This window comes from Leptonema illini DSM 21528 (assembly GCF_000243335.1).
Taxonomy (GTDB): domain Bacteria; phylum Spirochaetota; class Leptospiria; order Leptospirales; family Leptonemataceae; genus Leptonema; species Leptonema illini.
The window spans coordinates 998,892-1,012,078 of record NZ_JH597773.1 but is presented as its reverse complement, the minus strand read 5'-3'; the positions used below and the strand labels follow the sequence as shown (position 1 = coordinate 1,012,078).

Sequence of the window (13,187 nt, the reverse complement as noted above, 5' to 3'; positions counted from 1 at the left end):
GATTAAAGCCTATCTTCTCTCTATCATTGTCGGAGATTCTGCTCAAGCTCTTCTTTCATCTGAAAAAGTTTTTTTTCGTACTCCGAATAGGGCTCCGTTCGAAGTAAAAGGCGATTCTGCTCGTCGACGTAGATGAGACCGCTGCCATGCACGAAAATGCGTCGCACGCGAAGAGGCAGACGGCTTTCTTTCCCCGTTGAGGGGACATAACGAATCGGGTAGGCGTCCTTGACGAAGAGAAACTGGTCTTCGTTAAGCAGGTAGGTTACGTTACGTCGTACCGGCACCTGAAAGGACTTCCAGGGAGTTCCAGGAAGCGTGAAGCCCTGCAGACGATAGCGGCCGGCCTCGCCCGTATAAAGAAAAAGAGCCGTGCTGGCCGTGGGCGATTCCGTAAAAAGGCCGTAGGCTGCCGGTTGCACAAGCGGGCTTGCGATTCCGGGATAGATCTTGCGTGCCGTGCCCGGCGTGCCGGCGTAATGATAGAGGTCGTAATGACCGGCCGCTCCGAAGAGAAGCCAGATCCCCTCGGGAATGGGAATCATGAACATGCGATTATTGATCTTTGGAAAGGCAGGTTTGAAGAAGGCCCGACCGAGGACGAGCTTCTCCTGCCCGTCGGCCATGTTCCGCTGAAAGATGTCGTTTGATCGCGAGATATAGACCGAGCCGTCATCGCCGGGAATGACCGGGGTCGAACATGCCTCTTCGATGAAATCCTCTTCATGGTCTGAACCGGTGCGATTCTCGCCAAGATCGATCCAGCTGAAGCGGCACTTCTCGTCGTCTTCTTTAACAGAATAGACGATATAGCGTCCGCCGAAGGAAAGCAGGAAGGACTCAGGATCGTCGCCTTCAGAGAATTGATTCTGGCCGCCTGCATGAAGCACAGTCCAGCCGCTTTTCGTGCGGGCGACGAATACGGTTCCGTCGCCGCTTTCTTCGAAGAGGCCGCCTTCGGCCTTCTCAATCAGCACCTGGATGCGTTTCTCGTTCTCTTCATTCTCGTATTCTTCGATTTCGGCAAGAAGCTCTTCGATGGCCTCCTGACGATCGGCCGGATCAAGAGGCAGCTCGGCGATGCTCTCCTGCAAATCGGCGATAACTTCTTCGGGCTCTTTGCGACACGATACGGTCAGAAGAGAGAGAAGGAGGATTGATCCGGTTAATGCCGCTCGCTTCATCAGTTCGCCACCACGTTAACCAGTTTGTTTTTCACCACGATGACCTTGCGGATGGTCTTGCCTTCCAGATTCTTCTTCATCTGCTCGTTATCCATGGCCGCCGCCTCAAGCGTCTTGTCGTCGGCGTCGACGGGCATGCTCTGTTTGCCGCGAATCTTGCCGTTCACCTGAAAGACGACCTCGACCTCGTTGCGCACGATCTTCGAGGCATCATAGGTCGGCCACGCCGCCGTGCTGATGCTGCCTTCTTTGCCGAGCGCCTGCCATATCTCTTCGGCTATATGCGGAGCAAACGGCGAGAGCAGAACAGGCAGCGTTTCAACGGCCTGTTTGCCGATCTTTTGCATCGAGGTGATCTCATTTAAAAAAGCCATCATATCGCTGATCGCCTTATTGAAATGCATGCGCTCAATATTATCGGTGACGTTTTTGATCGTTTCGTGCAGGGCGCGATCTCGCCGCTCGATATCTTCAGGCTCTTCGAAGATCGAGGCGTTCAAAACCGGACGTCCGTTTTCAAGAAGCACGTTCATCTCGCGATCATGCTGAAAGTAGAAGCGATAGATGCGCGTGAGAAAACGATAAACGCCTTCGATTGCGCGGGATGACCAGGGCTTCATCACCTCAAGCGGACCCATGAACATCTCATAGAGTCGAAAGGCGTCGGCGCCGTACTGCGAGACGACGTCGTCGGGGTTCACGACGTTGCCGCGCGATTTCGACATCTTCTGTCCGTCTTCGCCGAGGATCAACCCCTGATGCACGAGCTTGTGAAAGGGCTCGGGCGTGCGCGCATAACCCAGATCAAAGAGCACCTTATGCCAGAAGCGAGCGTACAGCAGATGCAATACGGCATGCTCGGCGCCGCCCACGTAGAGATCTACGCCGTTCTCGCCCATCCAGTAGGCCTCTTTCTTTTCGTCTACAAGACGCGTATCGTTATCAGGATCGATATAGCGCAGATAATACCAGCAACTGCCGGCCCATTGCGGCATCGTATTCGTTTCGCGCCGGAGCCGGCGGCCCTTACTGTCGGTGTATTCGACCCAGTCACTGATACGGGCCAGAGGGGATTCGCCCGTATCGGCCGGTTTGAAGTCCTCCGAGGGCGGCAACTTCAACGGAAGCGAAGTCTCGTCTTCATGATAGTAGTTGCCGTCCGCATCGAAGCTGATGGGGATGGGCTCACCCCAGTAGCGCTGACGCGAGAAGAGCCAGTCGCGCAGCTTGTAGTTGACGCGGGCTGATCCGATCTTGCGTTTCTGTAACTCGGCGATCATCTTTGCCTTCGCATCGCTTGTGGTTAACCCGCTGATAAAGTCGGAGTTCACCGATACACCTTCGTCGGTGAAGGCGGCGTCGGTTACCGAAAAGGCCTGATCGGACTTCGGCGATGACGGCTGCTTTGATTTCGACGCCGAAGACGCGTCCGCTGTTGCCGGAGCGACGACGGTCAGGATCGGCAGGTTGAATTTCTTCGCAAAGGCAAAGTCGCGTTCATCATGGCCGGGCACCGACATGATGGCGCCTGTGCCGTAGCCCATCAGCACGTAGTCCGAGATCCAGACGGGGATCTTTTTTTCCGTAAAAGGATGCAGAACGTAGCCGCCTGTGAACACGCCTGTCTTCTCGTCTGTTGCGCCTGTTGCCGTGCGCTCCAGCTCGCTTTTTTTCGTCGTCGCTTCGATATAAGCGTTCACCGCCTCTTTCTCCTTCGGCGCCGTCAGGATGGCGACGGCAGGATGCTCGGGAGCAAGCACCATATAACTTACGCCGAAAAGCGTATCGGGGCGCGTCGTGAAGATCTCAAGCGCTTCGGGCAATCCGGCCTTTGCCGCCTTCTTTGCCGTCGCATCGTTATACGGGAAAAACACCGTCGCTCCCGTCGAACGACCGATCCAGTTCTTCTGCAGTTCCAGCGTGCCGCGGGGCCAGTCCACCAGTTCGAGATCGTCAAGCAGGCGTTCTGCATAGGCCGTGATTCGCAGCATCCACTGCTTCATCGGACGGCGCACCACCGTATAACCCTTCGACGTCCATTCATCCACCTCTTCGTTGGCGAGAACGGTGCCCAGCTCGGGGCAATAATTAACCGGCGCTTCGTGGATATAGGCGAGGCGACGTGCGTTTACGTATTCGCGCACGGCATCATCGCCTGCCTTTTTTACGTCGGCGGGGATCTTCAGCTCGGTAATCGGCCGTGCCTTCTTCTCTTTCTCGTCGAAGAAGCTATTGAATACTTTAAGGAAGATCCACTGTGTCCAGCGGTAGTATTTCTCGTCGGTCGTATTGATCTCGCGATCCCAATCATAGGAGAAGCCGAGCGACTTCAACTGCCGGCGAAAGTTGTCGATGTTCTTCTTCGTCGTCTCAGCCGGATGAATGCCCGTCTGCATCGCATAACGCTCGGCGGGCAATCCGAACGCATCCCATCCCATCGGATGCAGCACATTGAAACCCTTCTGCCGTTTGTAGCGCGCCATGATGTCGGTGGCCGTGTAGCCCTCGGGGTGGCCGACGTGCAGCCCCTGGCCGGAGGGGTAGGGAAACATATCAAGGACGTAGTATTTCGGGCGGGACGGATCTTCCGGCGGAGTGCGGAAGGTCTTTTCTTTCTCCCAGTATTCCTGCCATTTCTTCTCGATGCTGCTGAAGGGGTAGCTCATAGGTCCAGAACTCGCCCGGTGGCCGTAGATTCCAGTGAAAATAGGCCCGTTTGCTCTCTGCCTGTCCGGCGCGTGGCGCGATCGTGCGCCAGGCGCCGTCGCTTTCCCGTCCATGGTTCGCTACAGGCAGAGAGCAAACGGGCTGGAAATGGGGCGAAGGGAATACCGATGAGGCAAGTGGAATAGAGTCCAGAGAAAGCCTGCTTCGCTGCACAGGGGAAGCGAGCGGGCTGGAAATGGGGGGCGCTGGAATACCGGTGAGGCTAAGGCTTCTTTCGTCGCACCTGATCCGGCTGCATCGTCCCGTGCTCAGAATCCCGTCACACGCGCACCCACCTGAGAGCGGAGCGTGCCGGGCCTGGTGCTCAGCCAATCAACGGAGCACCACCCGCACGGCTGAAGGTGGGTGTGAGTGTGACCTCCGCGCCCTCAGCGGTTTATCCCGAATCAGCAAGGCATGGTTTACAGGCATCAGCAGGCTCTCAGGGGAATAGCTTATCAATGAGCTTGATAGCGACCGGATAAAGCAGGGCTCCGCCGAGAAGAGCTGCCAGTATCCATCGCGTCTGAGCGGAGATCGATTTATGGACATCTGCAATGTCTGTCTTCATATCGGCGCGTAATTCGGCGATTTCAGTCTTCAATTCGGTTCGCAGCTCGGTGATCCTGTTTTCCAGACGGCTCGTATCGGCCTTCTGCTGTACCTGTAGGTCGGTCATATCCGCCTTTAATTCAGCACTTAGTTCGGCCATGTCCGTCTTTAACTCAGTGCGAAGCTCGGCGATTTCCGTCTTTATTTCAGTGCGAAGCTCGGCGATTTCCGTCTTTATCTCAGTGCGGAGCTCGGCCATCTCCGTCTTTAATTCAGTGCGAAGATCAGCCATGTCCGCTCGCAGTTCGGCCAGATCGGCCTTAACTTCAACCTTGAGGTCGGCAACCTCGAGGCGAACCTTCGAGACCTCGTCGGTCACATGCTTATGGAAGCTATCGCTGACTGCCTTGATTACGTCGCCCTTCTGATCTTCGAAGGCATCGTTGAGAAAAACAGTGAACTTCTCTGCTCCCTCTTCGCCGAGCAGCTTTTCGAATTCTCGGGGCAGTGGACGCACCGCTTTCATGACTGTAGCATAAACGTATGGCGGGCATTGTCAATGCAAAAAACTGGAGTCCGACCCTTTTCTGGATCTCCTCTGTGCCCTCAGAGCCCTCTGCGGTTACCCCCGAGTCTGTCGAAAAACCTGAATCAATTCTGAATTCCCCTGGAAATTACCGGCCGGGTAGATTATCGGGGAGCATGGCACGCTACAAACAGCCTGACTCTGATCAGAGCCAGATCGTTATCTTGAATTTCTCGGAGTTGTTTCCGGAGGATCATCCCATCTCCCGCCTGCTTGAGACGGTCCGGCGGCTAGATCTCAGCCGCTTTGATGCGAGTTACAGGAATGATTCGAAGCAGGGAGGTCGCCCGGCCATGCCGCCCGACCGAGTTCTGGCTATCATCATCTATTCATTGTTGTATGGAAACCTTTCCATGCGAGCCCTTGAGCGAGATCTCGGACAGCGTGCAGATTTGATGTATCTGTCCGGTGGGATGGAGATGGATCATTCAACCCTCGGAAAGTTCCGGCTGAGGCATGCGGCAGCAATTCAGGAATTGTTCACGCAGACAGTATTCCTCGGTATCGAATCGGGATTCATCGATCTGGATACCGTCAGCATTGACAGCACAAAGATCAAGGGCAGTGCAAACAGACGCGATATAGGTACTCGCGAGGAACTTGAAAGGCGTTATGAGCATCTTGAATCTGTCTGTAAGAAACGCTACGACGAATGGGAGGCATCACAGAACGATGCAGAACAGGAATTACTGGCAAAGAAAATCCAACAACTGGAGGTCCAGAAAGAGAAGCTGTCTCTGGGGCTGGAGTTCTTGAAATCCAGACCTGACCGAAAGCGAGTTCATCTTACAGATCCAGATGCAGACTGGCACAAAGACGGATCCAACAGCTTCATCGTGGGTTATTCGGCCCAGAATGCAGTGGATTTCCAGAGTGGCATGATTGTTTATCAGGAAATTGTTACGGGACAGAGCGACAGTACATTCACCAGTTCGCTTGTGAACAGAGTTGAGGGCGTAAAGGCGGAGTTCCTTCCCAAAAAAACAGACGAAATCAAATACGTTCTCGATTGTGGATATGCGAGCGAGAATATTCTCAAAGAGCTTACAGGGCATGACCTCTATATGCCAGACCGGGAACTGGCACACAAGAAGACCGGCGGTAAGATCAAGCCGGAGGAAAGAAATGAGGCTGCCGCTGAACCGCCTCTGATTGAGGGCAGCCATGCCTTGTTGCAATTCCACTACGACCGAGACAACGATTGCTTTCAGTGTCCGGCCGGCGAAATCCTCACCTTCCAGCGCGAGAGAAATCTACAGGGAGTCCTCTACCGGCACTATCGACGTTATGGCTGTTCCCGGTGCTCTATGAAAGAGCAATGTATTGGCCCGGAAGGCAAGCGCAAAGAGCTCTGGATTCAGACCAAACATATTCCCGATTTACAAGTCCGTAGTTTACCTCCCCATCATGGAAGCAAAAAAAAGAAAACGGGGATGCGGTCTATTTCCAATCCCCTTACCCTTCTCATGAGAGAGAAGCTGGCAACTCCAGATGGGAAGAAAACCTATGCTCGCCGATTTCCATCTGTCGAGGGCGTCTTTGGTGTGATGAAAAGTGCTCGTAATGGCTGGCAGTTCTTGCGGCGAACAAGAGAAAGGGTTCAAGTTGAATGGTCTGAGCGGTGCATTGCCCATAACCTTGCCCGAATGATCGGGTTTGTCCGGGTAAATCCGATTGCGGCTGACAATATCTGAGCAAGAGCCCGGTCGGGCGACCGGGAGTTCACGCGCTTAACGAGATAGGTTTTTCGACAGACTCACCCTCTTCACGCCTCGAATTCGCTTTACCGGTATTCGATTCCGGCCGATGTCTGAAACGATGCGCCCTGTGATGATTCTTCTGGCTTTTCTGCTTGCTCTGCCCGGAGCGTTGTTTGCTCGCAGCAAGCCCGAGCTCATCTATGCCTTTCGTAATCATCAGGGCACCGCTCCGATTAAGATGATCCTCGTCGGCGAGATTAAGAGCAAGATCAAGGCGGCCGAGATCTACGATAAAGACTCCCCCTTCCAGGATTATGATACGCGTCTCGATCAGGTGACGGTGCGCGTGGTGAACCGGGAGGGCATCAAGCCGGGGCAGAAGCTTTATGTCATCGAAAAGAATCCGCACCATGAGAAGTACAGAAACGGCCTTATCGTCGGCGAGATCGTCGTCGAGTCCATCCTGAATAACCCCTTTTATGGCCTTGTACTTACGGGCAAAGGCATCCTGCTGCGCGTGCGTGAGGGACAGTTTGTGGCCCGCACGCAGGAGACCGAGAATCTTGAGAAGGCGCTGCGCATCAAGAAGCGTGGCGATGCTTTGCGTTCCCGCGGAGAAATCTCTCTGGCCATGGCCGAGTATCTGAAGGCCATCGCCGCCGATCGTGATCTGGCCGATGCGCATGCCGCCCTTGCCGATCTCTATGCGGATGAGGCTCGCACAAGTGGCGAGTATCCGGTGCGCGCACTCAGCCATTATCGCCAGGCCTTCAAACACAGGCAGAACTTCGATACGGAGCTGGATCGCTATCGTTTCTTTGTGAATTATCTGCGCGCGTTACGGCTGGCACGACAGCAGCGCGAAAACGTCTATGCCGATGAATCGAAGCCGCCTGCGGAGCTAATGGATGCCATGCAACCGGCCGAGGAATGCATGAAGATGTCGTTGCATCCGGATTGTCGTATCGAGGCGGCGCATGCCTTCTATGAGGTGATGTCGTTTCATGCCGGACGTTCGGGCGCCGAACATCGCAAGGGCTACGATACCTATCGCGATAAGGCTGGATTGCTTCTGAAAGAGCTGTCCGAGAACGTCTTCCGTCGCAACACCGAAGTGAAGGATCGTATCGGCTATGAAAGCGGCCTGCCCGAATTCGGCGACGCCTCTTTAACGCGCTCGGCCTTTCATCGCCTTGCCGTTCTCTATTACGAAGTTCTTTCGCGCGACAGCAGCTTCGAACAATCACCCGATGCCCGACATCGCCTGCTCGATCTCGTAAAAGAGCATCTGACGGCCTTCGATCGCAGTCGCGGCAGTCATGCGCCGCCCGATCCTGAGATCGATAGCATACGGCGTCGCATCGAGGACGTGCGATAGTCTTCAGCTGGACATGAGAGGCCGCACGCCGAAACCGGAGGCATGAGCTTCTTCGAGGTCACGGCCACCGACGGTCAGGCGCGCACCGGTCTTCTTCGCTTTGCGAATTGCACGGTGCCGACGCCGATCTTCATGCCCGTCGGCACACGGGCGACGGTGAAGTCGCTGTGGCAGGAGCAGCTTGAAGAGATCGGCTACGAACTCATCCTCGGCAATACCTATCATCTCTATTTGCGTCCGGGCCGCCTCATCGAACGTATGGGCGGATTAAAGCGCTTCATGTCCTGGGATCATGCCGTATTAACCGACAGCGGCGGCTTTCAGGTGTTCAGCCTGGCGCAGATGACGAAGTTTCAGGAAGACGGCGTACTGTTTCAGAGCCATATCGACGGCTCGCGTCATCTGTTCACGCCTGAGTCCGTGCTCGAAACGCAGCTCTGGCTGGGCTCCGACATCATGATGGTGCTGGATGATTGTCCGCCAGGAGACGCCGACGAAAGACGCATGGCCGATGCTCTGAATCGCACGCATTGCTGGGCGAAACAGGCGATGACGGAGTACGAGCGCCGGGCCGACCGCGGGGACTTTGATCCGTCTGTGCAGCGGTTGTTCGGTATCGTGCAGGGCGGTATACATGAAAGCCTGCGTCTTGAATCGCTGGGCGTTATCAGTGAACTGCCGTTTGCCGGCATCGCGCTTGGCGGTCTCAGCGTTGGCGAGTCACGCGAAGATATGTATCGTATCTTGCAGGCGATCGGGCCGCGCATGGACGCTACACGGCCGCGCTATCTGATGGGAGTGGGCACGATTCCCGATTTTCTTGAGGCGATTCGCAACGGAATCGACATGTTTGACTGTGTGCTGCCGACGCGAAACGCCCGGAACGGACAGGCGTTGACTTCAAACGGAGCTTTAAACCTGCGAAACGCAACACATGCCGAAAGCTCCCTGCCTGTGGACGAAAACTGCTCCTGTCGGGTATGTCGGCGCTATTCAAGGGCCTACATACGACACCTCTTTCAAACGGGAGAGATGCTCGGGCCGGAGCTGCTTACCTATCACAACCTGGCCTTTTTCTACGGCTTCTTTGCAGAGGCGCGCGAATCCATTCATAATGGAACATTCCCGGCGTTTTTTGAAAAATGGAATCGAATTCCTTACTGATAGGGTTTTTTCAGTTGACAGGGGCTCGTTCGGGGTGGGAAACTATCAGGCTAATAGACTTTTCACCTTTGCAGGAAGATAATATATGGAGATTTCCAGACGAGAAAGCGGTGATATCATCATTCTGGATGTGAACGGCGAAATCGATCTCTACAACGCACCGGAGATCAAGGAGCTTATAAACAAGCTCATCGAAGAGAAAAAATACAATGTAGTCATTAACCTGGACCGCGTATCTTACATCGACTCCTCGGGAATCGGAGCGCTGATTTCCAGCCTTTCCAACCTGAAAAAGTATCAGGGCGGGCTGAAAATCTGCAACGTGTCCGGTTCTGTGCGTAAGGTGTTTGAACTGACGAAGCTTACGTCTTTCTTTGAGATCTACGAATCTGAAGGCGACGCTGTTACCGCATTCAAAGGCTGATAGGTCTCCCTTCCTGCATTTCTTCGACGGCGGCGCTTTCGCGCTGCTTTCCGGGCTCAGGCTCGATCAAAACTGTAACTTTCTGGAGGAAAGAATGATTCAGTACACAGGCAACGCAACCCGCAGACTGCTTCAGGCCGCTCCGCTTCTTTCGTTTGTCGTCATTGGCTTTGTGCAATGTGGCAAACAGAATGTTCCCGTAGAAGAGCTGAGCCGGGCCCGCAAAGAAATTGAAATGGCCCAGGCGCAGGAGCCGAAAGATCAGGCCGCCGACCTGCTTACGAAAGCAACGGACACACTGTTGGAAGCGCATGCGCTTCTTCCCGATGCAAAGAACGAAGAAGCGGCCGCTAAAGGCGTAGAAGCTCGCAAGTATGCCGTTCAATCGCGACTTGATTCTGCTCCGACGTATGGCGTTTCCCTTCAGGAAAAATCTGCCGCAGCTTTGCAGAAGGCCGATGAAGCCTTTGCAGAGGCCCTTGCCCGCGACGATTTTGAGTCGGCTCGCACCCTTCATGAAGAAGGCACGGCCGCTCTGAGCCAGGCCGAGGGTACTCAGGTAACTCCCGATCAACGCGAGAATCCGTTTACTGATAAGTCTGCTGCCATGGCACAGCTGGGCTTCTATCAGCAGGCCTTTGATAAATTCAGCGCTTCCGCTGAAGCTTCAGAAAGAGCCCGAGCGGTCTCGCTTTCGCAGAAATCTGACATGATTGAAAGCGCCGCCGCCGTTGAAGCAATGCTGGCAAAGGCAAAAGAATACGGTATCGAAAAGTATGACGAAGCCGGTTATAAGAACACCGCAGCTCTACTTGTTGCAGCCCGCCAGGATATCGAAGCCGATAAACTGAAGGCGGCCAACGAAAAGATCGTCGGCGCAGAGGGCCAGGCTACGGCTCTTCTTGAAACGGCCCGTAAGGGTAAGGCTGAAGATCTGGCTGTTGAGGCCGAGAGAACGGTGGATCTGGCTGAGTCCGATTTCGATCGTGCTACGGCAAAGCTTTCCGCCGCCGATCGCGTAAAGTATGGCGAGTATCTGAAGGCATCTCGTGAGGCCCTTGATTCCTCGAAAAGCCGTCTTGGCGAAGAGATGTATGAAGAGTCCATTCAGGAATCCCGGGAATCCATCCGCCTTTCTATGCTTGTTCGTGAAGGATCGGCTCTGAGTGCTCGTGACCTTGCCCGCCTCGAAGAGGAGCGCAAAAAGTCCGAGACGACGAAGACCGAGCCGACAGAGGGTGGTCGCAGCTATACCGTTCAAAAGACCCGTCCTGCTGAATCTCTGTGGCGTATCTCGTCTAAGAAAGAGGTCTATGGAAAGGGATCGAAGTGGACGAAGATCTACGATGCGAACCGCGATAAGATCAAAAATCCCGATCTGATCTTCCCCGGACAGGAGCTGGTCATTCCCGAAGAATGACAGTTTCGAAATCGAATTAAGAAGCGGCCCTTAAGAGTGGCGCTTCAGCAAAAAAAAGGCGGGCATTGCGCTCGCCTTTTTTATTACCCTCTGATGCCGGGCCTGAACAAAGAGCGGCTTTTCGTCCCGTTCTGGAGGGCTCCTGTCTATCGATAGAGAAAGTAGAGCGTGTAGAGAAGCACAGCATGCACACTCTGTAGAATAAATCCGATCCAGACGGGCGTAATAAAGTACTTCAGCGTGGTAACAATGACGTGGATGCTGAGCAGGGTCAGGGCAAAGGCAAGGATGATTGATGTCGTCAGCACTGCCGAGTCATATGGATCGTGGAAGATAAGCAGGGCGACCGGGAGAAATCCGGCAAGAGAAAGATAGGCTCCGTGCGCGACCCATGACATAAGAAAGAGGCGTGCGGATCGTTCGTCTGCATCGCGATTCATGGTGACCGCTCCGCCGACGATGAGCTGGTGGAAGAGTCCCCACATTCCGAGCAGAATGCCCGATACGATGATGGCGCCAGTCAAAAGGTTCATTGCCGCTCATCTGCGCGGAAACGAAAGCAGCTGTCAATCAATTCAGATAGCGGATTTCGCGTTCGACGGCTTTGAAAAGTGGAAGATGAGTGTCGAATTCGTTCAGAGGGGCCGTGTAGTAAATGGCATGGATCTTTCGGTTCACGAAACGCAGGTAGCCGATCTTTTTCAAGGGCAGGTTGCCGTCGCTGAACGTACCCTCGAAATAATAGGTGATGATTCGGTTTTCGACCATTTCCTTGCGCTCGGTGTATTGAAAGTTCGGGAAGTTACGGCCCATTGCGCTGTACCAACCCCGGGCGTATTGATCCATGAGCGCGCGGTCGGTCAGATCGGTGTTCAGGCCTCTGTATTCGATGCCCGGAGCGTAGGGCCCTGTGCCGCTGTTCGCCGTGAGCTGAAAATATCGTTTTTCTGATAGCTGCACCTTCCAGCCTGCGGGCAGCACAAAGGCGATTTTATGATCAAGCAGTTCGATCTCTGTGCCTGAAGCTCCGCTTTTCAGATCGGGCGTGAGGCAACCGGTGAGCCCTGCCAGAAGCGCGAGCAGGAGCATGCGATGATACATCGTACGCAGTGATATAAAACGGAGCAGAGCCTCTACAAGCGAATTTAGCCCCATCGGGTCAGCACCTCCACACCATCATCCGTAACAAGGCAGGTGTGTTCAAACTGAGCGGAAAGCCGACCGTCGGCGGTGCGAACCGTCCATCCGTCGCTTTCATCGAAGATGACCCTGTATGTTCCTTCGTTTACCATCGGCTCTACGGTAAAGGTCATGCCCGGTCGGATGGGCACGCGTACCTCGTTATTTTTGTAATGCGGTACAAGTGGTTCTTCATGAAACTTTCGCCCGATACCATGACCGGCCAGCGCCCTTACGATGCCGTATCCCTGCGGCGTCAGGAAATCGTCTATAGCCTGACCGATATCAGAGATCCGTTTGCCTGGCTTTACGACCTCAATACCAGCCCACATCGCTTTTTCGGTGTTTTCAATCAGTTTTCGTGCATTCTCGGGAATATTTCCCACCGCGAACATGGCAGAGGTGTCGCCATGAAATCCGCGCAGTTTGACCGTGATGTCGATATTGAGGATGTCGCCCTCTTTGAGGATTTCGTTTTTCGTCGGAATGCCATGGCATACGACCTCGTTCACCGAGGTGCAGATGCTTTTCGGGAATCCCCGGTAGTTCAGAGGTGCGCTCTCAGCTCCGCGCTTGAGGGTCAGGGAGTGTGCAAAATCGTTCAGTTCTTCGGTAGATACGCCGGCTTTGACCCGCTGGCCCGTTTCAAAAAGCACCTCGGCGGCAAGCTTGCCGGCATCGCGCATCTTCTCGATCTCAAGTTTGCTTTTTATGTGGATCACTTTCTGCTCCCGCCTCGTCAGTTTTCGTCCAGGAGCCATGCACTGCCCTTGAAATGGGCGCACAGGCTCTTTGCATTCCCTGCATGGAAACACTGACGCCTTTCCGCTGTCGTATCTGCCGGAGGACAGTCTTCAGGAAAAGCGTGTTTCGTAAAGGATTATGCTTGCTTGA

11 protein-coding genes are annotated in these 13,187 nt (G+C 54.4%); 5 read left to right on the top strand and 6 right to left on the bottom strand.

The window, feature by feature from the left end:
* Positions 1 to 23: 23 nt before the first annotated feature.
* From LEPIL_RS04575 to LEPIL_RS04565, 3 genes are all read right to left on the bottom strand, one after another.
* Positions 24 to 1,184 (bottom strand): hypothetical protein, encoded by a 1,161-nt coding sequence (locus tag LEPIL_RS04575; RefSeq protein WP_002770428.1) that lies wholly within the window; start codon positions 1,182 to 1,184, stop codon positions 24 to 26.
* Entirely contained in the window at positions 1,184 to 3,850 is a 2,667-nt protein-coding gene (leuS, locus tag LEPIL_RS04570) for a leucine--tRNA ligase (RefSeq protein WP_002770420.1), read from the bottom strand. The genes LEPIL_RS04575 and leuS overlap by 1 nt, the downstream gene beginning before the upstream one ends.
* Before the next feature lie 482 nt (positions 3,851 to 4,332).
* Positions 4,333 to 4,968, bottom strand: a complete 636-nt coding sequence (locus LEPIL_RS04565) for an LA_3696 family protein (RefSeq protein WP_002770419.1) — start codon at positions 4,966 to 4,968, stop codon at positions 4,333 to 4,335.
* A gap of 176 nt (positions 4,969 to 5,144) precedes the next feature.
* On the opposite strand from LEPIL_RS04565, the gene LEPIL_RS04560 reads away from it, so the two are divergent.
* From LEPIL_RS04560 to LEPIL_RS04540, 5 genes are all read left to right on the top strand, one after another.
* Positions 5,145 to 6,722, top strand: coding sequence for a transposase (locus LEPIL_RS04560; RefSeq protein ID WP_052608159.1), 1,578 nt, complete (start codon positions 5,145 to 5,147; stop codon positions 6,720 to 6,722).
* 112 nt (positions 6,723 to 6,834) lie between these two features.
* Complete coding sequence (locus LEPIL_RS04555; protein ID WP_002770415.1) at positions 6,835 to 8,106, top strand: tetratricopeptide repeat protein; 1,272 nt, start codon at positions 6,835 to 6,837, stop codon at positions 8,104 to 8,106.
* 42 nt (positions 8,107 to 8,148) lie between these two features.
* Positions 8,149 to 9,270, top strand: coding sequence for a tRNA guanosine(34) transglycosylase Tgt (tgt, locus tag LEPIL_RS04550; RefSeq protein ID WP_002770414.1), 1,122 nt, complete (start codon positions 8,149 to 8,151; stop codon positions 9,268 to 9,270).
* 85 nt (positions 9,271 to 9,355) lie between these two features.
* Positions 9,356 to 9,694 (top strand): STAS domain-containing protein, encoded by a 339-nt coding sequence (locus tag LEPIL_RS04545; RefSeq protein ID WP_002770412.1) that lies wholly within the window; start codon positions 9,356 to 9,358, stop codon positions 9,692 to 9,694.
* A 94-nt stretch (positions 9,695 to 9,788) separates the two neighbouring features.
* On the top strand, positions 9,789 to 11,114 hold the full coding sequence (locus tag LEPIL_RS04540; protein ID WP_002770410.1) for a LysM peptidoglycan-binding domain-containing protein: 1,326 nt from the start codon (positions 9,789 to 9,791) through the stop codon (positions 11,112 to 11,114).
* Positions 11,115 to 11,260: 146 nt separating this feature from the next.
* On the opposite strand, the gene LEPIL_RS04535 is transcribed toward LEPIL_RS04540, so the two are convergent.
* Genes LEPIL_RS04535 through map form a run of 3 tightly spaced genes read right to left on the bottom strand, consistent with a single transcriptional unit; the run spans position 11,261 to position 13,015 of the window.
* The gene (locus LEPIL_RS04535; RefSeq protein WP_002770408.1) at positions 11,261 to 11,647 is read right to left on the bottom strand and encodes a hypothetical protein; all 387 of its coding nucleotides are present in this window, start codon (positions 11,645 to 11,647) and stop codon (positions 11,261 to 11,263) included.
* A gap of 37 nt (positions 11,648 to 11,684) precedes the next feature.
* Positions 11,685 to 12,269 carry a hypothetical protein gene (locus LEPIL_RS04530; protein ID WP_002770406.1) on the bottom strand — a complete coding sequence of 195 codons (585 nt, stop codon included), beginning with the start codon at positions 12,267 to 12,269 and terminating at the stop codon, positions 11,685 to 11,687.
* Positions 12,260 to 13,015 carry a type I methionyl aminopeptidase gene (map, locus tag LEPIL_RS04525; RefSeq protein WP_040919548.1) on the bottom strand — a complete coding sequence of 252 codons (756 nt, stop codon included), beginning with the start codon at positions 13,013 to 13,015 and terminating at the stop codon, positions 12,260 to 12,262. Before map ends, LEPIL_RS04530 begins: the two co-directional genes overlap by 10 nt.
* Between the last annotated feature and the right edge of the window lie 172 nt (positions 13,016 to 13,187).